The organism is Ruegeria sp. BA2 (genome assembly GCF_056539605.1).
In genome coordinates, this window is sequence record NZ_JBQFVE010000005.1 from 48489 (window position 1) to 72738 (window position 24250).

23 protein-coding genes are annotated in these 24250 nt (G+C 55.1%); 15 read left to right on the top strand and 8 right to left on the bottom strand.

Annotated features, from left to right (window positions below; all coding sequences use genetic code 11):
* Positions 1-45: 45 nt before the first annotated feature.
* From ACR0NN_RS12480 to ACR0NN_RS12510, 7 genes are read left to right on the top strand one after another with little or no spacing between them, the layout of a single operon-like run.
* Positions 46-873 (top strand): FAD binding domain-containing protein, encoded by an 828-nt coding sequence (locus ACR0NN_RS12480; RefSeq protein WP_170723862.1) that lies wholly within the window; start codon positions 46-48, stop codon positions 871-873.
* Entirely contained in the window at positions 873-3608 is a 2736-nt protein-coding gene (locus tag ACR0NN_RS12485; RefSeq protein ID WP_170723863.1) for a molybdopterin cofactor-binding domain-containing protein, read from the top strand. Before ACR0NN_RS12480 ends, ACR0NN_RS12485 begins: the two co-directional genes overlap by 1 nt.
* A complete protein-coding gene (locus ACR0NN_RS12490) occupies positions 3608-5092 on the top strand; it encodes a 6-hydroxynicotinate reductase (protein WP_170723864.1) in 1485 nt (494 codons plus the stop codon). The genes ACR0NN_RS12485 and ACR0NN_RS12490 overlap by 1 nt, the downstream gene beginning before the upstream one ends.
* A complete protein-coding gene (locus tag ACR0NN_RS12495; protein WP_170723865.1) occupies positions 5089-5952 on the top strand; it encodes a UPF0280 family protein in 864 nt (287 codons plus the stop codon). The genes ACR0NN_RS12490 and ACR0NN_RS12495 overlap by 4 nt, the downstream gene beginning before the upstream one ends.
* Positions 5939-6520, top strand: a complete 582-nt coding sequence (locus ACR0NN_RS12500; RefSeq protein WP_170723866.1) for an amino acid synthesis family protein — start codon at positions 5939-5941, stop codon at positions 6518-6520. The genes ACR0NN_RS12495 and ACR0NN_RS12500 overlap by 14 nt, the downstream gene beginning before the upstream one ends.
* The gene (locus ACR0NN_RS12505; protein WP_170723867.1) at positions 6517-7101 is read left to right on the top strand and encodes an amino acid synthesis family protein; all 585 of its coding nucleotides are present in this window, start codon (positions 6517-6519) and stop codon (positions 7099-7101) included. The genes ACR0NN_RS12500 and ACR0NN_RS12505 overlap by 4 nt, the downstream gene beginning before the upstream one ends.
* A gap of 8 nt (positions 7102-7109) precedes the next feature.
* On the top strand, positions 7110-7535 hold the full coding sequence (locus tag ACR0NN_RS12510; RefSeq protein WP_170723868.1) for a MarR family transcriptional regulator: 426 nt from the start codon (positions 7110-7112) through the stop codon (positions 7533-7535).
* 47 nt (positions 7536-7582) lie between these two features.
* On the opposite strand, the gene ACR0NN_RS12515 is transcribed toward ACR0NN_RS12510, so the two are convergent.
* A complete protein-coding gene (locus ACR0NN_RS12515; protein WP_170723869.1) occupies positions 7583-8749 on the bottom strand; it encodes an amidohydrolase family protein in 1167 nt (388 codons plus the stop codon).
* A gap of 223 nt (positions 8750-8972) precedes the next feature.
* Between ACR0NN_RS12515 and ACR0NN_RS12520 the strand changes: the two genes are divergently transcribed.
* Positions 8973-9776 (top strand): ferredoxin--NADP reductase, encoded by an 804-nt coding sequence (locus ACR0NN_RS12520; RefSeq protein WP_170723870.1) that lies wholly within the window; start codon positions 8973-8975, stop codon positions 9774-9776.
* A gap of 75 nt (positions 9777-9851) precedes the next feature.
* Here ACR0NN_RS12520 and ACR0NN_RS12525 read toward each other — a convergent pair whose 3' ends face one another.
* Positions 9852-10619: a copper chaperone PCu(A)C gene (locus ACR0NN_RS12525; RefSeq protein WP_170723871.1), complete on the bottom strand. Its 768-nt coding sequence runs from the start codon at positions 10617-10619 to the stop codon at positions 9852-9854.
* 135 nt (positions 10620-10754) lie between these two features.
* Here ACR0NN_RS12525 and ACR0NN_RS12530 point away from each other — a divergent pair, with 135 nt between their 5' ends.
* The 6 genes from ACR0NN_RS12530 (at position 10755) to ACR0NN_RS12555 (ending at position 16736) form a co-directional block, all read left to right on the top strand.
* Positions 10755-12047, top strand: coding sequence for a hypothetical protein (locus ACR0NN_RS12530; RefSeq protein WP_170723872.1), 1293 nt, complete (start codon positions 10755-10757; stop codon positions 12045-12047).
* A 91-nt stretch (positions 12048-12138) separates the two neighbouring features.
* Positions 12139-13431, top strand: coding sequence for an ABC transporter substrate-binding protein (locus ACR0NN_RS12535; protein WP_170723873.1), 1293 nt, complete (start codon positions 12139-12141; stop codon positions 13429-13431).
* Between the two features lie 30 nt (positions 13432-13461).
* Complete coding sequence (locus ACR0NN_RS12540; RefSeq protein WP_170723874.1) at positions 13462-14388, top strand: branched-chain amino acid ABC transporter permease; 927 nt, start codon at positions 13462-13464, stop codon at positions 14386-14388.
* Positions 14388-15329 (top strand): branched-chain amino acid ABC transporter permease, encoded by a 942-nt coding sequence (locus ACR0NN_RS12545; RefSeq protein ID WP_170723875.1) that lies wholly within the window; start codon positions 14388-14390, stop codon positions 15327-15329. Before ACR0NN_RS12540 ends, ACR0NN_RS12545 begins: the two co-directional genes overlap by 1 nt.
* On the top strand, positions 15317-16048 hold the full coding sequence (locus tag ACR0NN_RS12550) for an ABC transporter ATP-binding protein (protein ID WP_170723876.1): 732 nt from the start codon (positions 15317-15319) through the stop codon (positions 16046-16048). The genes ACR0NN_RS12545 and ACR0NN_RS12550 overlap by 13 nt, the downstream gene beginning before the upstream one ends.
* Complete coding sequence (locus ACR0NN_RS12555) at positions 16041-16736, top strand: ABC transporter ATP-binding protein (RefSeq protein WP_170723877.1); 696 nt, start codon at positions 16041-16043, stop codon at positions 16734-16736. The genes ACR0NN_RS12550 and ACR0NN_RS12555 overlap by 8 nt, the downstream gene beginning before the upstream one ends.
* Before the next feature lie 7 nt (positions 16737-16743).
* Here ACR0NN_RS12555 and ACR0NN_RS12560 read toward each other — a convergent pair whose 3' ends face one another.
* The 6 genes from ACR0NN_RS12560 to ACR0NN_RS12585 all read right to left on the bottom strand — a co-directional run bounded on the left by ACR0NN_RS12560 (position 16744) and on the right by ACR0NN_RS12585 (position 23168).
* Positions 16744-17730 carry a HupE/UreJ family protein gene (locus ACR0NN_RS12560; RefSeq protein ID WP_170723878.1) on the bottom strand — a complete coding sequence of 329 codons (987 nt, stop codon included), beginning with the start codon at positions 17728-17730 and terminating at the stop codon, positions 16744-16746.
* Complete coding sequence (locus ACR0NN_RS12565; protein WP_170723879.1) at positions 17727-18557, bottom strand: peptidyl-prolyl cis-trans isomerase; 831 nt, start codon at positions 18555-18557, stop codon at positions 17727-17729. Before ACR0NN_RS12565 ends, ACR0NN_RS12560 begins: the two co-directional genes overlap by 4 nt.
* 159 nt (positions 18558-18716) lie before the next feature.
* Positions 18717-20639 (bottom strand): DUF3604 domain-containing protein, encoded by a 1923-nt coding sequence (locus ACR0NN_RS12570; protein ID WP_170723880.1) that lies wholly within the window; start codon positions 20637-20639, stop codon positions 18717-18719.
* Between the two features lie 249 nt (positions 20640-20888).
* Positions 20889-21596, bottom strand: a complete 708-nt coding sequence (locus ACR0NN_RS12575) for a hypothetical protein (RefSeq protein WP_170746977.1) — start codon at positions 21594-21596, stop codon at positions 20889-20891.
* A gap of 415 nt (positions 21597-22011) precedes the next feature.
* Positions 22012-22401, bottom strand: coding sequence for an ectoine synthase (locus ACR0NN_RS12580; protein WP_170723882.1), 390 nt, complete (start codon positions 22399-22401; stop codon positions 22012-22014).
* Between the two features lie 17 nt (positions 22402-22418).
* Positions 22419-23168: an SDR family oxidoreductase gene (locus ACR0NN_RS12585; protein WP_170686371.1), complete on the bottom strand. Its 750-nt coding sequence runs from the start codon at positions 23166-23168 to the stop codon at positions 22419-22421.
* Positions 23169-23287: 119 nt separating this feature from the next.
* On the opposite strand from ACR0NN_RS12585, the gene ACR0NN_RS12590 reads away from it, so the two are divergent.
* On the top strand, positions 23288-24166 hold the full coding sequence (locus ACR0NN_RS12590; protein WP_170723883.1) for a LysR substrate-binding domain-containing protein: 879 nt from the start codon (positions 23288-23290) through the stop codon (positions 24164-24166).
* Positions 24167-24250: the final 84 nt, after the last annotated feature.

A 24250-nucleotide genomic window follows, 5' to 3' on the forward strand; every position in this document is an offset into this window, starting at 1 on the left:
ACTTCCACTTCTATCATTAGTACGCTAACGAAAGTGGATTAGTGCATGGCCTATTCTCAACCAAGCTTGCTGCCAGATGCGCTGGGACTTCTTCAGCAGGCTGGGGTCCGCGTTATAGCGGGGGGCACAGATTTTTACCCCGCGTTGAAAGCAGGGCAGCATCCCGAGAATCTTTTGGACATCACCAGAATTAAGGGTTTCGGGGACATCGCGCAGTCTGAAGGCGTTATCAGAATTGGTGCGGCGGTCACGTGGTCGGATGTGGTGAAGGCAGATCTCCCTCGGGCTTTCGATGCGCTGAAGCAGGCTGCCCGCGAGGTGGGAAGCTTGCAAATTCAGAACGCAGGCACAGTAGCTGGGAATATATGCAACGCATCTCCAGCGGCAGATGGCGTTCCACCGCTGCTTGCACTGAATGCTGAGGTAGAGATCGCAAGTGCAGCGCAGGGCCCGCGCGTATTGCCCCTTGGTGCATTCATAAGGGGTGTCCGGCAAACGGCGCTGAAAGAAGATGAATTGGTTACTGCGATCATTGTGCCGAAACTGCCCGCTGGCATGACATCTGGTTTCGAGAAATTGGGCAGCCGCCGCTATTTGGTCATCTCCATTGCTATGACCGCGGCAAACATCCTATTGGATGTGCACGGAAGGATTGCCGAGGCGCGCATCGCCGTTGGCTCTTGCTCCGCCGTCGCTCAGCGGCTTACTGCGCTAGAGGCGAGACTGATCGGCCAGAAACCCTCGGATGTCAGGATTTCACCTGATGATGTTGCGGCGCTGACGCCGATTGATGACGTCAGAGGTTCGAGCGCGTATCGGTTCGATGCCGTGCGGCACCAGATTGAGCGGGCCATTCATAGGGCGGTGTCGTGATGAACAAAGCGCTTTCAGGTACTCCGACGCCATTTCGCCTAAATGGACGCGATGAGGCCCCGTTGCTTTACCCAGGCCAACGTTTGTCTGACGTTCTGCGCGAAGGTTTGGGCCAACGCGATGTAAAGATTGGCTGTGATGCGGGCGATTGTGGGGCGTGTACCGTGCTGGTTGATGGTGCGCCTGTTTGCGCCTGTTTGACCCCGGCGCATCAGGTTGCAGGGCGCGAAATTGAGACGGTGCAGGGACTGCATGCTCATGATCCGGTCGCTGCCAAGCTAAAGCAGAGCTTTCTGGATCATGGAGCAGCGCAATGTGGGATCTGCACACCCGGTATGTTGGTATCCGCAGTCGCCTTGCTAAGGGACTTGCCCGAACCCACCGAAGCGCAAGTGCAGGATGCCTTGGGGGGTGTGCTGTGTCGCTGCACAGGCTACCGTAAAATCATTGACGCTGTCATGGGTGCGCCTTCGGTTGCCGCCGCGACGGCGGGGCAGGTGGGTGATGCGGTCCAGCATCTGGACGGGATCGAAAAAGTGTCGGCAACTGTCAAATACGGGGATGATATTGCGCCTGCGGGATGCCTCGAAGTTTTGGTTATCCGTTCGCCCTTTGCCCGCGCGGCCTTTGATATTGGGAACCTGGAGGGGTTCGCGCAGGCGGTCGGGCTGGAAGCCGTTCTGACAGCTTCAGACGTGAGCGGAGAGAACAATTTCGGCGTGATACCAGGCTTTGAAGACCAGCCCGTTTTTGCCGAGCGGGAAACGCGTTTCAGGGGCGAGGCCGTCGCGGCCCTGATCGGCACGCGGGACGCATTGCGCGTGGTCGACCCGGAATTATTGCCGATCACCTGGACCGAATTACCCGCGCTAGGGGACATGGGTACAGCCCAGGACGAAGAGGCGGTGCAGCTCCACGATGGGCGCGATAACAATGTGATGTGCACGGGGTTTGTAACCTGTGGTGATCCGAATGCGGCCTTGGCGCGCGCGCATGTAACGGTCGAAGGTCGGTTTGAAAGCGGGTTTGTTGAGCATGCCTATATCGAACCCGAGGCCGGTTTCGCCGAGGTTGTGAATGGTCGAGTTGAGGTGCACGCCTGCACCCAGGCCCCGGTTATGGATCTCGAGGGGCTTGAACGAGTTCTGGGACTGGATCGATCGGACATACGTGTGATCCCCACTGCGACCGGCGGGGGCTTCGGTGCCAAGCTGGATATGAGTGTGCAGCCTTACTTGGCGCTTGCCGCGCTGAAGACGGGTAAGCCGGTGCGGCTTTGCTATACACGCGCTGAATCCATGCAAAGCTCGACCAAGCGACACCCCTCGGACATCACGCTTAGGGTTGGCGCGGATAAGGCGGGAAAGCTCTGTGGCTTTGAGTTTCGTGGCAGCTTTGACACAGGGGCTTATGCCAGTTGGGGGCCAACAGTGGCCAATCGTGTGCCGGTCCATGCTTCGGGACCGTACCGCGTGGCTGACTATATCGCGCAGGCCAAGGGCGTGCACACCAACAACCCGCCGTCCGGTGCGTTTCGTGGTTTTGGTGTACCTCAGGCAGCCATCGCGCAAGAGAGCCTTTTCGATGATCTGGCTGAAAAGCTAGGAATGGATGCGCTGGAATTTCGCATTTTGAACGCATTGGACAATGGTGTGCCGACCGTTTGCGGACAGGTTTTTGAACAGGGCGTTGGGATCAAGGCCTGCCTTGAAGCGCTAAGGTCTGCCTGGGTGGAAGAGCGCGCAGTTGCCGATGCATTCAACAGCAAAAATGATACGGTGAAATGCGGTGTTGGTATCGCCAGCGGATGGTATGGGTGTGGCAACACGTCTTTGCCCAACCCCTCGACCATCAAATGCGGTATTCGCGCAGATGGCACAGTTGTGTTGCATCAGGGTGCGATGGATATCGGCCAAGGGGCCAATACCGTTATTACACAGATATTTGCCACCGCGCTTGGGGTTGAGGCAGGCCAGATCATGCGCGTCGGCGCGGATACGGATGTGACACCTGACTCAGGCAAAACCTCGGCCTCGCGCCAGACTTTTGTGTCGGGCAATGCGGCGCGACTGTCGGGTCAGGCATTGCGGACGATGATCCTAGAACGCTTGAATATAGCCGAAGATGCGGTGCTGGACTTCAGGGCCGGAGAAATTCAGGCAACTGATGCCGCGGGAACTCAGGTGCTTGACCTTTCCCTCCTTGCCGCAGATGCAGAAGGCTATGTTCTGCGCGCAGAAGAAACCTATGATCCGCCGACCAAACCCTTGAACAAGGACGGGCAGGGGCATCCTTACGCGCAGTTTGGCTATGCTGCGCATCTGGCCGTGGTCGAGGTGGATAGAGCGCTGGGCACGGTCAAGCCGGTGAAATTCGTGGCGGCGCATGATGTTGGTCAGGCCATCAATCCAATGCTGGTCGAAGGTCAGGTGCATGGCGGCATCGCACAAGGCCTCGGCATGGCCCTGATGGAAGAATACATCCCCGGCCGAACCGAGAACCTGCATGACTATCTGATCCCGACTATCGGGGACATTCCCCCCATTGAGACGATTATCATCGAAGAAGCTGACGCGCATGGTCCGTATGGAGCCAAAGGGCTGGGGGAACATGTGCTGATTCCGACGGCGCCCGCGCTATTGAATGCCATCAAGCATGCGACTGGTGTTCGGTTGTTCAAAGGGCCAGCTATCCCCAGTGTCGTTCATGCGGCCCTCAAAAAGAGAAATTCCTGATGACGGATGTTGCAAAGCCAGAAAAGATCCGCTGCGATGCGTGCCCGGTGATGTGTTATATCGCCGATGGCAACTCCGGAGCCTGTGACCGCTATGCAAACCACGACGGCGAACTGGTTCGGCTTGATCCGCTGACCATCATCCAAAGCGGGCAGGATCTTGTCCCGTTCATGGGCGAAGGCGCGTCCGAGGAATGGGATGGCAATATCTTCAAAGGTGAGCGTCAGTTTGTGACTGCCGTAGGCGCAGGAACGACATATCCGGACTATAAACCTGCGCCCTTTATCGCCAGCCAAGAGGTTGAAGGCGTTGATATGGTCACGGTCGTGACCGAGGGCATCTTCAGCTACTGCGGTGTGAAGGTGAAAATCGACACTGATCGGCATATCGGGCATGAGCGCGAAGTGGTGCGGGTGGATGGAGAACCTATCGGTCATGTGATGACCTCGGAATACGGTTCGAAAATGCTGTCCTTGGGCGGGGTTGAGCACCTGACTGGTGGAAGCAAGAAAGAAGGCCGCGTGACCTGTGACGCACTGTTGCGGTTATGCAACCGTGAGCCGGTGACGATGGTGATCGGCGAAGAAGATCACGCCACTGAGGTTGTGATCGAGGCGGGTAAAGCCCCAATCATCAACGGCGTGACAGAAAGCTTGATGCGCGTCGGCTGCGGTTCAGCCACGATTGGCATGTTCCCGAAGCAGTGGATCGGTCATGTAGATGATGTTGTGGTGGTGGATGACCACATTACCGGGGTGCTCAGTGAGCACGAGACAGGCAAGCAACTTGATGTCCCTGCAACCGGGATCAAGATCAAAGGGCGCCGCTCGACCCCTGGGCGATATTTTCAAGTTGCAGAGCCCGGCACAGGTTGGGGTGGCACCGATATCGAAGACCCGCTGGCAATCCTTGGTCCCTTCAATCCCAAAACAGCCTGGGAAGGGCTGCGGTTGTTTATGGTGTCCACCACAGGTGAGCAGTTTTCTTATTACGAGCTCGACGCTGATCTTGTTCCGCAACAACGGGATGTGCCCGAGAAACTGGCGGCATCGGCGGCGTTGATTGCAGAAAACTGCGAGCCTTCGGTTTGTTCGGTTCTGTTCATGGGCGGGGCCGGGGGATCGCTGCGCGCAGGCGTTACCGAGAACCCTGTGCGCTTGACCAAATCGGTCAAGGACGCGCTGACACACGTGTCATGTGGCGGGGCTGATGCCTATGTTTGGCCCGGCGGCGGGATCACCGTGATGGTCGATGTGTTGGACATGCCAACCAACTCGTTCGGCTATGTCCCGACCCCTGCGCTTGTCGCACCCATCGAGTTTACCTTGCGCGTCAGAGACTACGCTGCCTTGGGCGGGCATGTGGACCACATGCGACGTGTCAGCGACATCAATTCTGATCAGGCGCGTCACGTACGTCAAAACCCCAATGCTGGGGATCCGATGGACCTTGGAAACTTCAATTGGAAGGCAGATGCCGAATGACGCTGCGCGCGTGCCTTTTGCCCGATGGCCAACGGCTGCATTTGCAGCATGGCCCAAGCGACCTGATTGTTTGGGCCGAAGGAGATCGGGATCGGGCGTATCGGGCGGCAGCAAAGCGGTTCGAAACGATCATTGCTGAGGTTGTTGAGGAACTGTCGGACCTCCGCGCGATGTTATCACCACTTACCAAGCGCCCGATGGGCACGGTCGCACGTCGGATGCATGATGCGTGCTTGCCACTGGTTCATGTTGGATATGTCACGCGGATGGCTGCCGTTGCCGGAAGCATCGCGGATGAGGTGCTTGCCGCTATGACCCAAAACGCAGACGTCGCACGCGCCTATGTCAACAATGGCGGGGACATCGCGTTACATCTGACGCCGGGAGCCGCCTTTAAAACCTCGATCATGGCGCGTGATGGCGAAGAACTGGGCCGGATTGATGTAAAGCACAGCGATGGCATCAGGGGTATCGCGACCTCGGGGCGTCACGGGCGCAGCTTGTCTTTGGGCATTGCGGACAGTGTGACGGCGCTGGCCAAATCGGCGGCCGCGGCCGATGTCGCCGCGACCCTTATCGCCAACGCGGTGGATCTGCCGGGCCATCCGGCAGTGACACGTCGCGCTGCTTGTGATGTTGACGAAAACAGTGATCTGGGGGAGCTGCCGGTCACGGTCGGTTGTGGTGCGCTGTCGGCCAAAGACTGCGACCGTGCTTTGGCCCGTGGTCTCAATCGTGCAACTGCCCTTCAGGCCCAAGCGTACATTGCGTCTGCCGGCTTGTTCCTGCAGGGTCGTGCCGTTTCAACCGGCGCGCACATACTACCGTTCCAACAAGAGAAACAGCATGTCCAAGCTTAATGTTCGAAAAACAGCCTATTCCGTCGAAGAAATATTCCACGAAGGCGGCCCGGTGCCCGAAATCCCGCTGTACCGCGCAGCGGCTATTGCCATCATCGAGAACCCTTTTGCCGGGCGGTACGAACCTGACATTCAGTGGTTCATGGAAGACCTCAAACCTTTGGGGCTGCAAATGGCCCAACGCCTGGTCGAGATGCTTGGCGGTGCGGATAAGATCGAAGGTTACGGCAAAGGCGCGATGATCGGCGAGGCGGGAGAGCTGGAGCACGGAGCGCTGTGGCACGCCCCAGGCGGTTATGCAATGCGCGAGCTTTTGGATGACTCAAACGCGATTGTCCCTTCGACCAAGAAGGTTACGGGTGTCGGCGGGCGGCTCGATGTGCCAATCACGCACATCAATGCCTCTTACGTGCGCAGCCACTTTGACAGTATGGAAGTTGGCTTGAATGATGCGCCCAAAGCCAATGAAATGGCTGTCATTCTGGTGATGAGTACAGGCCCTCGAATCCATGATCGGTCCGGAGGTCTGGCTGCCAAAGATATCAAAGGAGAGGACGGCCTGAGATGAGTGCTAAGATTCGCAAAATCGCTGTTAACATCGAAGAAACGCATTCCGAAATCGGGCGAAAGATCGACCCTGCCACGCGCAAGGCTGTTGCCGTCGCAGTCATCGAAAACCCGTTTGCAGGTGCCTATACCGAAGACCTGAGCGCGTTGATGGAGATCGGTGCAGAACTCGGCACATTGTTGGGCCGCAGATGCGTAGAAGCGCTTGGCATCACTCCAGAACAGGCAGAGAGCTATGGCAAATCGGCCATGGTGGGCGAGAACGGCGAGTTGGAACATGCCGCCGCAATCCTGCATCCCAAACTGGGTGCGCCCCTGCGCAAAGAGGTAGAAAAAGGGGCTGCCTTGGTGCCGTCATCGAAAAAGATGGGATCGCCCGGTCAGGTGCTGGATGTGCCACTTGGGCACAAGGATGCGGCCTATGTGCGCAGCCATTTTGATGGAATTGAAGTGCGGCTGAACGATGCGCCGCGTGCCAATGAGATCATGGTAGCCGTGGCTGTGACCGACAGCGGGCGGCCTTTACCTCGGGTTGGCGGCTTGACCCACGATCAAGCAGAGGGCAAAGACGGGCTTCGTTAGGAGCAATTATGTCAGACAGCGTCGAACCCTACCATCTTGAAGACCAGGTCGGATATCTTTTGAGGCTGGCCAGCCAGCGTCATTCGATCATTTTTCAGAACAGGATTTCCAAGGATTTGACGCCTACGCAGTTTTCAACACTGATCCGTGTGGCCGAGAAGAAAGAGGTGTCGCAGAACCAGCTGGGCCGCCTTGCAGCAATGGACATTGCGACGATCAAAGGGGTGGTCGACCGGCTGAAGGCTAAGGGACTACTGCAAGCGACCGCCGATCCCGGGGACAAGCGCCGCTCGATCATTTCATTGACCGAAGCGGGTGCCGAGTTGATGGAACAGCTTTATGCAGATGGATTTAGTATCTCGCAGGAAACTCTGGCACCCCTCAAGAAGTCCGAGCAAAAAGCGCTTTTGACATTGCTAAGAAAGATCACTTGACCGGCGCTTGGTTCCCGTAATCCAGCCAACTCACCCTAGCTTCGGACCTAAAGTATGCGTTCCGGCAGGCGTTGCGCTGGTGGAGTGTTACGAGAACGTTCCGAGCAGATTACGCCATCAATGATCGTCATACCTACGCCGGGCAAGTTTCCTTGCGCCACGCTCTCAAGCATGTTTTTCCCCGGCGCGTGCTGGGCTTGGTCCAGCAGGACGAAATCGGCGCAACGCCCCTTTTCGATAAGACCAACATCCAGATCACGCTGCCGTGCGGTGTTACCATTGCCAAAGCAAAAGGCAATCTCGGCGGGGACGTTTCCGAAGGCCGACAGCATGGCGATCATCCTCAAGATACCAAGCGGTTGCACACCTGACCCTGCTGGTCCGTCGGTCCCCAGGATCACTTGATCCAGCTTGCCCAACTCGCGTGCGGTATTCACCGTAAGAACAGCAGCGCGTTCATTGCCATTGTGCACGATTTCAAAAGCTTGCTTGGTGCAAGTTTCACACAGGCAGATGATCTGATCATCGGGCAAAGCCGAATGGCCTCCGTTGATGTGCCCGATCACGTCGGTGCCCGTCTCAATCACCATATCTGCGTCGATCAGACCCGACCCGGGGATTGATGGACCGCCCGTGTGGATCGTGGACTGAATCCCATGTTTTCGGGCCCATTCGACCATCTGGTTCGCGGTTTTACCATCCTTGACCGAACCCAGACCAACTTCGCCCAGATATTTGACTCCGGCGTTGGCCAGTTCGGCAAAATCCTCTTCGACCATACTATGTTCAATGACAGGGGCCCCGGCGTGGACTTTGACGCCAGAGGGTCGAAAATTTTCGTACCAGCGCTGAGCCGCGATCGACATGGCTTTGAGGCCGATCACATCTTTGGGGCGCCCCGGCATGTGAACCTCACCGGCCGAGATCATGGTGGTCACACCGCCGTTCAGGGTGGAGTCGATCCAGTGGAGCTGCTGCTGGCGGGGCGTGTAGTCACCCACAACCGGGTGCACATGGCTGTCGATCAAACCGGGGGCAAGCGTCACACCATGGGCGTCTACAATGCAGGTCGCGTCGTCGGTATCAAGGTCCTTTTCATTACCCCACGCGTCGATCTTACCGTCTACGGCAACCAGGCAATCGCCATCGAATATCGGTTCTTCCATCTTTCCTGACAGGATCATACCGATGTTTTTAATGACTAGCTTTTCCATATGACCCTCCCATTATTCATTAGTATACGAATATAATAAGCATGCATGCGTCAAGACAATTCTGAAGCCAAAGGCAAAGTTCGCGAAGCGATTGACAGAACTGTTTATTGTCACTAATTCATTAGTATACTAATGAATAATCCAGCCCACTCAAGATGGCTGCAAAGAAATCTGAATGCCGGGGAATCTGGCTGTCGCTTTGGTGGCTAAGGGAGGTGATCAGATGACGCTCGATTCCTATGAGACAGAATTTCCGATCCCGGCGGGTGTATTTGCCCAGACCGTAACCGAAGTCCAGCACTACACCGATCGGTTGTTTCGGTTCCGTATGACCCGGCCTGCATCCTTCCGCTTCCGGTCCGGTGAATTTGTTATGATTGGCCTGCCAAATGCAGAAAAGCCTGTGTTCCGGGCATACTCGGTGGCGTCGCCCAGTTGGGATGAAGAGTTGGAATTTTACTCGATCAAAGTTCCGGATGGCCCGCTCACCGAGCATTTGCAAAAGATTAAGGAAGGCGACACCGTTTTGATGCGTCGAAAACCAACAGGCACTTTGGTGAATGACGCGCTGTTGCCGGGCAAACGGCTTTGGATGTTCTCTACCGGTACGGGGTTTGCCCCATTTGCCAGTTTGATCCGCGACCCTGAGACCTATGAGAAGTTTGATCAGGTCATCGTCACCCATACTTGCCGAGAAGTGACCGAACTTAGTTATAGCAAGCACTTGGTTGCCTCGGTGAAAGACGATCCGTTGTGTGGAGAGTTCGCAAATGGCCTGTGTCTTTACGCCACGACCACACGCGAAGACTATCCGGTCATGGGCCGCATCACGGAGCTGATGGCCAACGGCAGGCTGTTTGAAGACCTGGGGCTTCCGCCGATATCGGCAGATACCGACCGTGGTATGATCTGCGGCTCAATGGAAATGCTCAAAGACACCAAGGCATTGCTTGAAGGCTTCGGTCTGGTCGAGGGATCGAACAGCAAACCAGATACATTTGTTGTCGAGCGCGCTTTTGTCGATTAACAGCAAGCGCTTAGGCTTGATATTTGGGCTTTCTTCATACCGCTGAGCGAGCGATAGTTGCGCAAGCGACCTGCGCTAAAGACTGAATCTGTAAACAACCGCGATGGGTGCGCCGTTGGACATGTAAGGGCGGTGATCGTTGGAGTTCAGCGCTACGGTTAATACATAGTCGCCCGGTGTTAGCGAGCCGACCTCAAAGCTGTCTTCATAAAGTCGGCCAAGCTTCAGTCCATTCAGATAGATATGGGCGTGGCCTTGGCCATCGACATGCGGTGCACTGTCCTCGACGATCACAAACTCGAAGTTTTTGACGCTGATTTGAACGAAAAACCCATCAGCGCTGACATCCGGCTCCTGAACCAGTGTGATTGCCGGGCTAGGCGAGATTTCGATGCTATTGGCAGGGCTGTGGTCCATTGCCGTCGCACCACCAGTGGCCTCTGGATGCAGGATGCGCGCCACGACTTCGCTGCCATCGTCAAATGAAAGCGCCAGCGCGTGGTAGGTGCCTTCGGGAAAGCTGTCGTCCGGCACTTGCAACATGATATGAGCACCATCCATTGCCAGTTGCACTGTATCACTGCCAGGGACTACAAGAGGCCTGTCATGGCCAGGGTTCATCAATGACGTGTGGGCTCCAGACGGCGACGTGACGCTTTGAAGAATGCGAGGGTCACCGTCATTTTGCAGGTTAAGAGTGACCATGAACCGCGATCCCGACGCCCCCATCGGCACGGCGCGCCCGTCGCTGGCTTTCACATCAATTTGCGGCGTGCCCGTGAAAATGTAAGCGATACCCAACGCCGCCGCGATGCCTGCCACAGCAAACCAGCGTTTGCTCATCCGAGTTGCCTCCTTACAAGAAGTTGTGTGTATGCTAACGAAGTGATGCCGATTGTGAAGCTCTTTCTAGCTGCATTTATTGTTGCCCTCTTGGCTACGGGACCAGCTTTTGCACATGCTGCCGAGCAGGGTTTTGTGCTTCTCTTACCCACTACGGCTTACATGACGGGCGGCACGTTGACTGTGGTGGCGACCATTCTTTTACTCGTTTGTCTGAGGCCTGGGCAGCTTGAAACCATTCTGCGACCCGTCGCGCTGATCCATTGGCACAGTGGGGAAAAATGGCATCACTGGACACAGATCGCGGCCTCGCTTTGTCTGGCGTTGCTGATCCTGATTGGCCTGCGAGGGCCAACCGATCCGCAAGCAAATCTGATGCCGTTGGTATTGTGGACCATTTGGTGGATGCTGCTGTTTGTTGTTCAGGCATTGATCTTCGATGTCTGGAAATGGGTCAACCCTTGGCCTGGCCTGCACCGCCTTTTGGCCCCGGACCACAAAGCACCTTGGACACTTCCTGAACAACTTTCTATCTGGCCCGCGGTCATTCTTATGGCGGCGTTTCAGGGTTTTATCCTTGCTGATACGGCACCGAACGATCCGGGTCGGCTTGCACGGTTTGCGATCGGGTATTGGGCGTTTACCCTTTTAGGTATGACACTGTTTGGGCGCAGGTCTTGGCTGCGTCAAGTTGAGTGCTTTTCGGTCTTGTTTGCGTTGATCGGTACGATCAGGTCAGCCCGCGGCGGCACTTTCGGTTTGCCCGGATGGCAGGTCTTTGACAGAACGAGGTTTGATCTGAGCCACGCGGTCTTTGTGCTGGTGATCCTTGCGGCTGGTAGCTTTGATGGCCTTTACGAGACTTTCTGGTGGCTGGATCAGATCGGGGTTAACCCATTGGAGTATCCGGGGCGCACAGCACTGATCTGGCCAACGACACTCGGCCTCTATGGCGGCATGTTGCTGCTGACATGTGTTTTCGCATTGGTCGTGTTTTTGGGAACCGCACTGGTCCGCGAAGCTGTTCCCTTCAGAACAGCCTTCGTTCGCTTTTCCATCACCTTGCTGCCGATTGCGATTGGCTATCACTTTGCCCACTATTTTACGACGTTTCTGGTCCAGATTCAGGTCGTGATAGCGACTCTGGCCGATCCTTTCGCGCTTGGCTGGAACCTGTTCGGGCTTGGCGATTGGCGCGTTATGGTTGGGTTTTTGACAGTGCCAGGAACCGTGAAGCTCATTTGGCTCACTCAGGCGGGTGTTGTGGTACTGTCTCATGTCCTGGCGGTCATTCTAAGCCACCGAACGGCTGAGGATCTGTGCATGCCACGCAGGGACATCTTGGTGTTGCAATTGGGCCTGTCTATCTTGATGATTTTCTACACGATTTTCGGGCTGTGGCTGCTTGCCAGTCCGCGCGGGGCTTAAAATATGTAGACAACTCGTTAGCATACATACAAACTAACTGGAAAATGAGAGGCGAAACATCGCCCCAAAAACAACAGAGGAGATGAACGCCATGACAAAGATTTCAAAGATCAGTCGCCGTAGTACACTGCTTGGCCTGGGGGCCGGTGCAGGTGCTCTGGCCACCGGCGGCGTGTTGCCGGGATCTCTTGGTTTTGCGCAAGCTCAAAGCTCGGCACCGATTAAGATCGGATTCCAAAAGCACGCGACTGGCATCGGGGCCGCTTATGGCCGGTGGTATGATGTGGCAACGAATGCCGCCGCCGCGCGCATCAACGAAATGGGCGGCATCAATGGTCGTCCGGTTGAGATTATCACAGAAGACGACGCGACCGATCCCGGGCGTGGTGCCGAAGTGTTGGAGAAATTTGCCAACCAACATGAGGTTGACGTTGCCTTTGGCACCTTGTTCAGCCACGTGGTGATCGGTTCGGCACCCCGTGCGGGCGAGTTGAAACTGCCTTATTTTGTTGTGTCCGAAGGTCACCACGTCGCCAGCGGCATGTTAAACCGATATACGCTGCAACCCGGCATCACCGATGTGAAAAGCCAGGTCATTTCTATGGCACCTTTTGTGGCTGATAATCTGGGTAAAAAGGTCACGATGATTTATCCTGACTTTGCCTTTGGTCACGATCATCGCGATTTCTTCTCTCAGGCGATTGAGGCGCAGGGTGGCGAAGTTGTCGCGAAGATTGCGATCCCGCCCACTGAGACAACATTCACCCGTTATTTCCCAAGTATCCCGCGCGAAACCGAGGTGATTTATCACGTGATGGTGGGCCCGGCCGTGCTGACATTCGTCAAGGAAATGGGTGAATTCTTTGGGCCAAGCCGACCGGAGATTTTTGGCTTCATCGACAGCTTGGAAGCGGTTGATGTTCAAAGCCCAGGGCTTGAGTTCCTTGAAGGTACATATTTCTGGGAAGGTATGCCGCGCTACAAACAAGCCAACGAATCAGAGGCGGCCACGGCCTACCGTGCCGCTGTTGGCGTGAATGATAGTGGGGCCGCGATTGATGACCCATCCAATGTCGCCACTTACGCCCATATGTTCGGATGCTGGGAAACAATGCATATCATCAAAGCTGGCATGGAAGCGGCGGATTACCAAGGCCCAGCAGATCGCGCCAAACTGATCGAGGCGGTCGAGGCTATGACTGACATGCCGGAATCCATCGAACATCCGCAGGGTGAAAAGGTCTTTAACGGCAAGACTCATCAGGCCTTTGGTAAACAATATATCTCGAAGGTCGGGGATGGTCGTCTTGATGTGGTGCATACCGCGTCCATCGAGGATGGCCTCTACGAGGATGAGGTGGACTACACCACGCAATCCTTCTGATCCCAACTTCAGGCTAAAGCGAGACTGGGTATGGACTTTGGGCCTCACCTGATGCTCGCCTCCATCGAGGGGGCGGTCATCTCGGCTATTCTTGTGCTTACCGCAATGGGGCTCAGCATTGTGTTTGGCGTCATGCGTGTTGTGAACGTGGCCCATGGCGAGTTCTTCATGCTGGGGGCAGTTTTTGCCTGGGTGGTAAGTACGACGATCGGAGGCCACGCTGCTTTCGGTTTCGTGGCGATGCTGATTATCGTGCCGGTGCTGGTCGGTTGCATCGCGGTGGGGGTTGATCAGTTGATCCTCAAGCGGATCGACTATGACGTGGACCGAACCATCGTTGCGACGATTGGCGTTCTGTATATAGTTCAGCAATCCACGCTGATGCTCTATGGGCCTGAGGCACGGCCTGTCGCGCCGCCGTTTAACACCCGCTTGGCGCTACCCTGGTTCGAACTTGGCGCGGACGGGTTCCAGCTGATTTGGCCTTGGGGGCTGAGCGTAACGACTTACAAACTGTTTGTTATCGTTGCCGCGATTTTGGTTCTGGGCGTGCTTTGGTTTGTGCTGACGCGCACCAGAATCGGGCTGATCATGCGGGCGACGCAGCAAGATCGCGAAATGGCTCAGGCCTTTGGAGTGCCCGTTAACCGCGTGTACTCGTGGGTCTTTGGCCTGGGTGCAGGGCTGGCTGCATTGGGTGCCGTGTTGGTGGTTCCGATCCAACAGGCCCATTATCTGATGGGCGGAGATCCGTTGCTGCTGGCCTTTATCGTGGTGATTATTGGAGGTCTCGGGAGCTTGCCGGGCACGGTGATTGCTGCGGTGCTCATTGGAATGAGCGATGGCATCATATCGGTCTTTTTCTCACCAACTCTGGCCAAAATCATTGCGACCTTCCTTGTCGCAATGGTGCTGGTGTTCAGGCCGCAAGGTCTGATGGGGCGGGTGGCAGCTTAATGAACGTGTCCAGAACATCCGCTTTGCATCTAGGCACTTTGCTTGTGCTTTTTGCGCTGTTTTTCGTGCTGCCTGCCTATCACGTCGGTGCTTTCTCACGGATCATGGTGCTGGCGATCTATGCCATCGGATTTAACCTGCTGTTTGGATATACCGGCCTGCTGAGCCTTGGCCACGCCATGTTCTTTGCCGCCGGAATGTACGGGTTTGGGCTGAGCATGAATTTCGGCGGGCTGACAGTGTTACCAGCTTTCACAGTTGGCATCCTAGCTGCCGGGCTGTTGGCTCTTGCCGTCGGCTTTCTGGCGCTGCGGACCATCGGTGTGGCGTTTATGATTGTGACGCTGATGTTCGCGCAGACCTTCTATCTCGTGATCCTCTATTTTGGTGAATACACGCGAGGTGACGAAGGATTCATCATCCAGCAGGCTCAGCGCAACCTTGCTGGAATTGACCTAACGACAGAAACGGCGCGGTATTTCACTGCATTTACCCTATTCGCCATCTGCTTTCTTATCATGGCCCGTTTGGTTCAAAGCCCATTTGGCAAGCGTCTGGTCGCGATCCGGGAAAACGAAGAACGTGCCCGGATGCTTGGTTATGATGTCGGGCGGCTAAAGCTTAACGCGTTGGTCGTATCAGGCCTGTTTTCGGGCGTGGCAGGGGCCGCCTATGCTATGCTGTTCGGTTATGTCGGTGCCAGTTTTGCCGCGGTGCACTATTCGATCTTCCCGCTGCTATGGGTATTGCTGGGTGGGGCCGGGACCACGATCGGCCCTCTCATCGGCGTCATCTTCATGTTCTATCTGATCGATATCTCCAGCAGTTTCACCAACGCGTATATGCTTGTTGCGGGCGTTGCTTTGGTTCTGCTGACTCTGTTTGCCCCCCAAGGCATTGCGGGCACAATACGCAAGAGAGCTGTGTCATGGTTGCCGTGAATATCCTTGAAACCAAAGGCCTGACCAAAGTCTATGGCGGGCTGAACGCCAACACCGACGTAGATTTTTCACTGCGCCGAAATGCAATCACGGCGTTAATTGGTCCCAATGGCGCCGGCAAGTCTACCTTTGTCGGAATGGTCAGTGGGCGAACAGCGCCGACCCGTGGCAGCGTTTCGTTCGAGGGCAAGGACATTAGCCACTTGCCTGCACATCGACGTATCCAGCTTGGTATGGCCTATACGTTCCAGATCACCTCGATCTTTCCCGGGCTTACGGTTGAAGACAACGTTGCCCTCGCTGCAGGTCGCAGGCTTGCGCATGACAAAGCGGCCCATGCCGAAAAAACGGCCGCAGTCTTGCAGAAAATCGGCTTGGAAGATCGAGCAGATCAAATCGCCTCGGACCTCAGTTATGGTCACCAACGGGTTCTCGAAATTGCCATGGGCCTGGCACAGGACCCCAAGCTGTTCATCCTTGACGAGCCAACCCAAGGACTGGCTGAAGGCGAAGTTGAGGCCTTCGTGAAGCTGATGCGGACGATGGCTGAAGAAACTACGATCCTGCTGATCGAACACAATATGCGAGTGGTTGCCGAAACCGCAGATCATGTTGCAGTGCTGGATCAGGGGCGCCTTTTGGCATCAGGTACCTTTGACGAGATGCGCGCGAATGCCGCCGTACAAGCCGCGTATTTGGGGACGCCCGCCGATGTTTGAGGTCAAGAATATCCATACCGGCTATGGCAAGGTGAAAGTACTGTTCGGAGTGTCTCTGGCCGTCAATGCCGGGGAAATACATTGCCTGATGGGCCGCAATGGGGCGGGCAAGACGACGCTTCTCAAGGCAATCATGGGGCAACTGCCGTTAAGCCAGGGCGAGGTTATCCTGGATGGTGAACGCCTGAGCGGTCTGCCTGCGCATCTCGTGCCAAAGCGTGGGATCAGCTACATCCCACAAGGGCGGCGGCTCTTTCCCGAGCTTACAGTCGCAGAGAACATCGAAATGGGGCTTATGGCCCGGGGTGAGGGCGCGGATACGCGGGATTGGGTGCTTGAGCTTTTTCCCCGACTCAAGGAACGGTTGGGTCAAGTTGCTGGCACACTCTCAGGTGGTGAACAGCAGATGCTGGCGACAGCCCGCGCGCTATGCCTGCGCCCCAAGGTCTTGCTTCTGGACGAACCAACCGAGGGCCTACAGCCTTCGATGATCGAACAGATCCGGCAGGTCGTGGTGAAAATGAAGGCTGAGGGCTATGCCATCGTTCTCGTCGAGCAACGGATTGATGCGGTTTTGTCGATTGCTGACCGCATTACATTTATCGAAAATGGCCAGGATCGCGAAACTGTCGAACCCGCGGATGTCGCAGCAGATAAAACGATCCTTACAAAATACCTTGGTGTCTGAGGTTGGTTCAAAAGCCGCTAACTCGCTCTATGAGCCAATACATTGAAATCGAGCCAATACCATAGGCGGCAATGACGGTTGCCCCCTGTCGCATGGGAACCGCAATCAAGCGCCAGATCGCGACGAGTACCGCCAATGCACCGACAAAGCACAGTTGCCCAGCCTCGACCCCAAGGTTGAATGCAAGCAATGCCGCAGGAATATCGTTCGCAGGCAACCCGATTTCAGCCAAAGCGCCAGCAAAACCAAGGCCGTGCAAAAGCCCAAACCCGAAACACACAATCCAGGGTTTCTGTTCAGAAAGCCGGGAACGACCGTCGCGGCCTTTAACAATCTCCACTGCCAGAAAAACGATAGATAGCGCGATGATGGCTTCAACCGGTGGACCAGGCACATTCAATACGCCGAAGGTTGCCAGCGCCAACGTTATGGAATGGGCCAGAGTGAAGGCTGTTACAGCCCCAACCAATCTCCAAGGATCGCGCACCAGAATGAACAGCGCGAAGACAAACAAGAGGTGATCCCAGCCTTCCAGTATGTGTTCAAACCCCAGCTGGAAATAGCCGATGAAAACGGACCATGTCGTTTGCTCATAAGGGATGTTCTGGATCGCTGTGTCAGGGGTGAAGCGAAGGGTTGTGGGTGCGGAATTCAATGGATGCACGCGCACCAACACATCATTCCTTTGTGCCTCCAGCCCTTCAATCGCTATGGGGTGACCAGCGATATCTTCGCGGCATTCCATGACCCAGGATGCTAACCAAGCCCGCCCGTCCGACGTCGGCTCAGACCCGCGCGCCGGAGAGCAACCATTAGGCAAAACCGCATCAATCGCCATAGGTTGGCCGTTAACGTCCGGTTTTCGCCATTGAACGCTCCATTTTTCTGACGCGATTTGGCGTATTTCTAAATAGCCAGGATCAAGCGCATGCGCGTTGGCAAAGCTTCCGGGCCATGGAAGCAGCACAAAAAGCAGACAGATTAGATGCCTCATTTCGCTGGGCCTGAGAAGTCGGGGGCCACGATCTCGTAGGTATCGGCAAGTATTTCATACTGTGCCTGCGCCAAATCTTCGCTCATCGCGCGACGCCAATCCCTCAGCACGTCTTCACGGATCACTAACAAAGCGGGGGTTTGACTGGGCTCAATCGCGGTCACCTGGACCAGATGGAGCCCATAGCCTGATTGAAACGGACCAGCCCACAGACCTGTTTCAACTTCTGTGAGGCCCTCTGAGAACCCTGCTCCAAATACTGAGTCCACAACTCTCGTAGCGGTCAAAGGCATTGAAGAAGGCAGCAGAGTAGGGCTGCCCAACTCAGATATTTCACCCGTTTCGTTCAATGCCTCCAGCGTGCGCGCGATTTCATCCTCGCTTGGCGTTTCACCCAGAAAGACCTGCGTGAACGCCACTTTGTCAGGTGTCGCATAGCGTTCGGGATTTTGGTTCAGAAACGCCTCTAATTCCTGATCTTCAGGAACAGCCGATGTGGCGATCGCTTCGGTCAGGAAATCCATCTTTTGACTCAGCCGGGACCTGATCACCGTATCCCCGCGATCTAGCCCAAGCTTTCGTGCTTCGCGAACCAAAACCTCTTCGCGAATTGACGCATCGACCAAGGCCTGTAGTTCAGTGCTGCTTGGGCGGCGTTTCCACCTCGTTTCAAACTGGGCGGACAAAAGCGCGACATCGTTGTCGTCGACTGCTATCACCTTTGGATCTTGGGCAATCGAGCTTTCGGGCGTAACAATATGGAACCAAAAGAAAATAGCCGCACCGATCAAAAAGAAATGGAACAATGGTTCTCTTAGGATGCGCATGAAAGCTCCTGCGTGAAACGCTCAGGTTCTGGGTGTCAATGCTGGCATCAACGGGTAGGGTTTTGCAAGAATACGGACGTTTTGAACGCTTGATTAACTTGGTGCAGAAGCCGAGGTAGCTGTCACTCCCTCGGCTTCTCAGTTGTTGCACCTAAACGGTCACTCGGTCGGTGTGTACCAAATTGGGGACGAATACGCGCGTTCCTGATGTGTAAGCACTGCATCTTCTGGTAATTCAGCGCCGAACCTCAGTTTGTCATAGAGGATCCAGCGCGGGGTCGGGATTTCCAGAGCGCGCACGTAATAAAATGCCCGTGCATTCGGATCGAAATCAGGATCAGACCACACGGTTACGAGTTCTGCGGTTCCGATGGTGTTTGTCCAACTGGCAGTGTCCACGTCGACCGTATTCCCGACCGCCGAAATTTTTCCGTTTTCATCAGCAACACGGTTATCCGACCACGCAACGTCATAGACCTTTTCCTGCAACGCGCCGTCTGAGTCGAGCCACCCCTTAATCACCTGAACGCGATCCAGATTGGCACCAATCGGGTCGCGTAGCGCAGCGATCATGAATGATGGCGCATCGTCACCTTCGCGCGGGCGCAGGTCTGACCCCATCGGGACACCTTTGGTATACCCAACATTAGCGAGGAAGCGGGTTTCAACGTCAGCTTCGCTAAAGTCCCAACCGCCAAAGAACCGCAAACCGATCCGAGGGCCGGTGGTTGCGTAGGTTTCGCGCCGCTTGAACGCATCAAAGATCGCAGCACGCGTATTATCAGTGGCCCAAACTGCCGTGTATCCGGATGCAACCAGCAGGTCACCGGGAATCTCGCCAAGATCATTGGCGATGAACGGGTGCTTGATCCGGGATGCCGAGGGCTCAACACTGACAGACTTGCCAAAAAAGTTGTCTTCTTCAGCAGTAGCCAAAGAAGTATGACTATCCGTTGCGCCACCCATACCGAATTTGTAAGGGTTCACGCCGAATTTTTCTTCCAACATCAAGCCGCGCTTCAACGCCTCTCGGGCATATTCACCAGCCAGCATGTCATCTGTCTTGAGCTCGGTAATGTCGAGATTGCCGACGTCCCAGTTTTCATAGTCGGCAAATTCGTCATCGGGGCTTAGGAAGGGATGCGCTTCGCCGTCGCCTTTGATTTGCGTGACCTCATAATGGGGCTCCCATTTCGCGCGTGCGGCAACGTATTCCTCATCAACCTTGCCGCCGTGATAGGTGTCTTCGGTTGGGAACATCCATCCATTTGACAAGTTGCCATTATGCGCAAAGGCAACCGCACGTCCGCCTGTTTTTTCTTGATACTCTTCAAGCCAGGCATAGAGGGATTTGGGGTCGGTATCCCCATATGGCGGTTGCGTGACGGGTGGCACCATCTGCAAAGCCCGGATTGGTCCGTCACGCAGCATAACGTTCCGATGCAGGTTGAAACCCTTTGGCACTGAGGTCCATTCAAATCCGATGAACGCCGTAAAGTTGCCGGGGTCGTTGTGGCGTTCAGCCGCCTGAACAATATGCTCCCAAGTAAAGGCAAAGGCGTCAGCGCCGGGGCTGTATGATTCCAAAAGGACTTCCGGCAGTGTCATTTGCGAGAAATTGGTAATAATATCAAAGGCGGTTTTTCCGGCCTCTTCACCACCCGCTTTATAACCTTCGTACCATTCCAAACCTTTTGGATCAGCAAGAACGCCGGGTTTCCCGGCTTGTAAGTCCGGGGCAAATCCCATGAGGTCTGTGTGGTCTGTCAGAACCATCCAATCCAATGGCCTGGCCAGCCTTACAGGTTGTCCAGTCGAGGAAACAACCTGTTCGCCTTTGGCAAAGCGCCAGGCTTCATCAGGCAGCAATGTATTCCCGAACGCCCCAGCATCAAGCGACAACCCAGTGTGCAGATGTGTGTCGCCCCAGAGCGGACGTTCTGGGAAAGAACGCTGCGCATAGGGGGAGTATGGTTGATCTGAAAACAGACCTTCAGCGGCTTCTTCGCTTGGGACGGCGTCGGCAAACAAAGTTGTCGGTGTGAGTAGTAGCGATAGTATACAAGCGGAAGTTCGATACATAGTGGCCCCCCAAAGCAATATGACCTAGCGCAGTTACAGAGCCATTCTTGGCTCTTTTATATTCGATTTTGTTTATATCACATCTGGAGTGTGCGTGTTGAATTAATTCTTAATAGGTCTTTCGCTATGTTCAGGTCGTTTGACCTGTGGGTTCAGCAGCACTCTGAGCGGCCAAGCATCTCTCTCATTGTGCAGCCGTTTCGAGCGAATGGAGACGAAGCGCGAATAAAGACATAACTCATGCCCGAGCTAATCGGATGTTACGTCAGTCCCAAGAACCATTTTTATTGCAAACTGCGTCGCCGGATCAGTTTCTTCCTGCGTAGCTAAAGCCCCGAATTGTTGATGCAGCACAGCTTCGCTCCAACTCCGCGTCTCAAGCGCAATTTGGAGGGCCAATCCTTGGTCACGCTGCAGCGCCTCGGACAGAATTGGGGCTATCTTTGGCCTTAACTCCGACTGTGCTGAACCAGCGTCGGTCAAGGCGCGTATCAGAGACTTTCTGTCTTCCGATGTCCGCTGCAACCTTCCAAGCGTGAGACCAATTGCCCTAATCGCTTTTGGACCATCCACTTCTATGCCTGCAAGCGCCCATGCGTGTGAGTCAAGACCGCCTGCTTTCAACGATTGTGCAAAGCGCGAGCGCACGATTGAAAGGGCTTCCTGATCAGTCTGCAACCCAAGTAATCGGATTGCGACCGATCTAAATGCAAAACGGCTCAAGTCACCCAGCTCTAAAAGAATCTGACCAGTTGAAGATTTGATTTCAATCGAGCGCAAGAACGCATAGGGTGCGCGATCAAGTTCGATCAACGCCAAATCATGAAGCGTTTGATCAGGGTGCCACAAATAATCAGCAAAGAAGGAAACCCGCTCGGGCTTACCTGTTACGCCATCAGCCCAAAATGAGCTGGTGGTTCGAAGCCTTTCAAGAAACTCACTTCTATCAGGATTCATTATGAAAATGCGCCGCCAAACCATTGAAAGGCCACGTTTTAGGTCGTTGCTTTGGTTTGGTCCGTAGGTCAGCAGAACGGTCGTCGTCGGATCAGTCCTAAAAGCGCGTCGAGTGACACCGTCGACCAGAAACGGTATATCAGGCGCAGCTTCGAGATTTGCGCTAGTCCCCTTTAGTATCTTGCGAGCACCATATCGGAATGGGTTATCTGAGGCAGGGCCTGCCAAAACGATGACTTGGGCTGATAGTATGTGATCGGCAACTGATGCCTCGGGAAGCTCAAAACAGACCCCGCATGCGTACAATGCCCGAGGCGTCGTTAGCCCGAGAATGAAAACCGTGATTAGCAGGACATTTCGCATTGTCGAAAAAACGAACCTGAATGACTAAGCGGCAAACTCACGCTCTGCTCTATTAAAGATCATTTGGTGCGTAACTTCCATCTTCTCGATGAACTTCACGCCCGCTGAGTGGAGGGGTGAACACGCAGACGAGCCTCAGATCGGCCACGGTAGCCCGCACAATGTGTCGATCATGTTGATCCAGTGCATACAGGGTGAATGGTTCGAGAGAGTGCCAGGTTTCATCATCTGCAGCTCTGATCTGCCCCTTGCCCTCGATGCAGTAACAGGCCTCCAGATGATGCGTGTATTCAAGCTCAAGCACGACACCTTGCTCGATGATTGTATCCGTCATCGTATACCCCATTCCATCCGAGGCAAGCAGTAGCCTTCTGCTTCTCCAGCCCGGGCCGGAAACGTCCCGATCGGTGCCAAGTACATCGTTGAGGGTTGTAACAATCATGCTTTGCTGCCTTATCGCTATCGAACCGCGCGGTTCATCCCGCCGTCAGACAATATACTCTGCCCATTGATATATCGAGCGCCGTCGCTGGCGAGGAACACGCAAGCTTGTCCTATTTCTTCAAACGTGGCTGGCCGCTGCGCCGGGATTTCTTGGCGTGCCCTTTCTGAAAGGTTCACGTTCTCGCAGAATCCAGGCAGAAGGTTGTTCATTCGAATGTTGTGCCGCGCATAACGATCTCCGTATAACTTTGAGAAACTGTGCAAGGCACCGCGCAACATGCTCATGGGGTAGGGCGCGCGCGGTTCGATTGTGTTCATGGATGAGATGTTTACGAAAGCGCCACCGCCTTGTTCGATTAATATGGGCGTGACGATCCGGGCGATCTTGACGACATTCAGCACGTACATATCCAGACTTTCGTGCCACAACTCGTCGCTCAATTCCAAAAGCGGCCCGTCAAAATCAGGATCGAAACCAACCGTTTTGATTGCTTCCGGCACCGTTCCACCGTGACCCATATTGCTGACGATTGCATCAATCCGGCCATATTTGCTCATGGTGTCGTCGATCATCGCTTGCAGATCTTCAACATCCAAAACCGAGCCGCGGCGACCAATGCCTCCAAGCTCTTCGGCCAGTTCTACCGAGCGATTGGACGGCGACATCAGCGAGACCTTGTAGCCAGCTTTGGCCATTTCGATGGCACAGCCCCGGCCTATGCCCTGTCCTGTACCTGTCATCAGCGCGACTTTGACTTGGGGCATGGGGTTTCCTTTCTTTCAGCCTAAAGCGGTGTGAGGTTTTTCAGACCAGCGTCAGTGTAACGTCTTTGGAATAAAACCACCTATCGAATTTAAGGGACGTTACTGTTAGATTTTCTCACATGGCTGAAAACCTCAGACACCTTCGTGCGCTTCAGGCATTTGATGAAACGGCGACCCATTCCAGTCTAACGAAGGCTGCGGATGTGCTGAACGTGACGCATGGGGCAATCAGCCGGCAAATCAAGCTGCTGGAGCTCCACCTTGGTGTGACACTCTTTCATCGCCGCCCCAATGGCGTAGAACTGACCAACGCTGGGGAACGGCTGTACCAATCAACACGCGGTGCGTTTTCAGCGTTGCAATTGGGCGTAATGGAGGTGAAGCGGCTGCATCACCGGCAGTCGATTACTGTGTCTTTATCCACCTCTTTGGCGCTTAAGTGGCTTGTGCCTTCGCTCAGTTCGTTTCAACAGGCGCACCCCGGCATCTCATTGTTGCTGGATACCAACGATGCCTTTGCGGATTTTGACAATTCCGAGGTCGATGTCGCGTTGCGGTTCGGAGAACCTAATTGGGGCGGGCTGTATTACGAGCGAATTAGACAAGAAGAACTTATTGTTGTCGCAGCTTCCTCACTTGTTGAAGACAGACCGCTACCAATGAGGTCCGAGGATGTGGCGAATCTTCCATTGCTACACGATGCATTCAACGTCGGTTGGGAAAGCTGGGCCGCGCAGGTTGGTCTGAGCGCTGATCGGGTCAGATCGCAAAACATCAAATATGTGGATAGTGCGGTTCTTTTGGAGGCCGCGATAGACGGGCAGGGCGTTGCGCTGGCAAGGCATCTCTTGGCCGAAAGGGATTTGGAACTCGGCCGGTTGATCCGTCTGGACGAAAGCCGCGTTCCCTTGGATCGCGGGCTCTATTTCGTCTGTCGGCCTGGCGATCAGGATAGGGTCACCGTGAGATTATTCAAAGAATGGCTCATGTCGATTTAACAGTCTGACTTCTTAAGTGCCAAGCCGATCCTTCGACGCTGCAATCATGCAAACGCGAGCAAGCGACCAGCAACGAAATGGACA

Excerpts from the sequence above, each read along its gene's own strand:
- ACR0NN_RS12480 (WP_170723862.1), top strand. The coding sequence starts at position 46 with ATGGCCTATTCTCAACCAAGCTTGCTGCCAGATGCGCTGGGACTTCTT.
- ACR0NN_RS12485 (WP_170723863.1), top strand. The coding sequence starts at position 873 with ATGAACAAAGCGCTTTCAGGTACTCCGACGCCATTTCGCCTAAATGGA.
- ACR0NN_RS12490 (WP_170723864.1), top strand. The coding sequence starts at position 3,608 with ATGACGGATGTTGCAAAGCCAGAAAAGATCCGCTGCGATGCGTGCCCG.
- ACR0NN_RS12495 (WP_170723865.1), top strand. The coding sequence starts at position 5,089 with ATGACGCTGCGCGCGTGCCTTTTGCCCGATGGCCAACGGCTGCATTTG.
- ACR0NN_RS12500 (WP_170723866.1), top strand. The coding sequence starts at position 5,939 with ATGTCCAAGCTTAATGTTCGAAAAACAGCCTATTCCGTCGAAGAAATA.
- ACR0NN_RS12505 (WP_170723867.1), top strand. The coding sequence starts at position 6,517 with ATGAGTGCTAAGATTCGCAAAATCGCTGTTAACATCGAAGAAACGCAT.
- ACR0NN_RS12510 (WP_170723868.1), top strand. The coding sequence starts at position 7,110 with ATGTCAGACAGCGTCGAACCCTACCATCTTGAAGACCAGGTCGGATAT.
- ACR0NN_RS12515 (WP_170723869.1), bottom strand. The coding sequence starts at position 8,749 with ATGGAAAAGCTAGTCATTAAAAACATCGGTATGATCCTGTCAGGAAAG.
- ACR0NN_RS12520 (WP_170723870.1), top strand. The coding sequence starts at position 8,973 with ATGACGCTCGATTCCTATGAGACAGAATTTCCGATCCCGGCGGGTGTA.
- ACR0NN_RS12525 (WP_170723871.1), bottom strand. The coding sequence starts at position 10,619 with ATGAGCAAACGCTGGTTTGCTGTGGCAGGCATCGCGGCGGCGTTGGGT.
- ACR0NN_RS12535 (WP_170723873.1), top strand. The coding sequence starts at position 12,139 with ATGACAAAGATTTCAAAGATCAGTCGCCGTAGTACACTGCTTGGCCTG.
- ACR0NN_RS12540 (WP_170723874.1), top strand. The coding sequence starts at position 13,462 with ATGGACTTTGGGCCTCACCTGATGCTCGCCTCCATCGAGGGGGCGGTC.
- ACR0NN_RS12545 (WP_170723875.1), top strand. The coding sequence starts at position 14,388 with ATGAACGTGTCCAGAACATCCGCTTTGCATCTAGGCACTTTGCTTGTG.
- ACR0NN_RS12550 (WP_170723876.1), top strand. The coding sequence starts at position 15,317 with ATGGTTGCCGTGAATATCCTTGAAACCAAAGGCCTGACCAAAGTCTAT.
- ACR0NN_RS12555 (WP_170723877.1), top strand. The coding sequence starts at position 16,041 with ATGTTTGAGGTCAAGAATATCCATACCGGCTATGGCAAGGTGAAAGTA.
- ACR0NN_RS12560 (WP_170723878.1), bottom strand. The coding sequence starts at position 17,730 with ATGAGGCATCTAATCTGTCTGCTTTTTGTGCTGCTTCCATGGCCCGGA.
- ACR0NN_RS12565 (WP_170723879.1), bottom strand. The coding sequence starts at position 18,557 with ATGCGCATCCTAAGAGAACCATTGTTCCATTTCTTTTTGATCGGTGCG.
- ACR0NN_RS12570 (WP_170723880.1), bottom strand. The coding sequence starts at position 20,639 with ATGTATCGAACTTCCGCTTGTATACTATCGCTACTACTCACACCGACA.
- ACR0NN_RS12575 (WP_170746977.1), bottom strand. The coding sequence starts at position 21,596 with ATGAATCCTGATAGAAGTGAGTTTCTTGAAAGGCTTCGAACCACCAGC.
- ACR0NN_RS12580 (WP_170723882.1), bottom strand. The coding sequence starts at position 22,401 with ATGATTGTTACAACCCTCAACGATGTACTTGGCACCGATCGGGACGTT.
- ACR0NN_RS12585 (WP_170686371.1), bottom strand. The coding sequence starts at position 23,168 with ATGCCCCAAGTCAAAGTCGCGCTGATGACAGGTACAGGACAGGGCATA.
- ACR0NN_RS12590 (WP_170723883.1), top strand. The coding sequence starts at position 23,288 with ATGGCTGAAAACCTCAGACACCTTCGTGCGCTTCAGGCATTTGATGAA.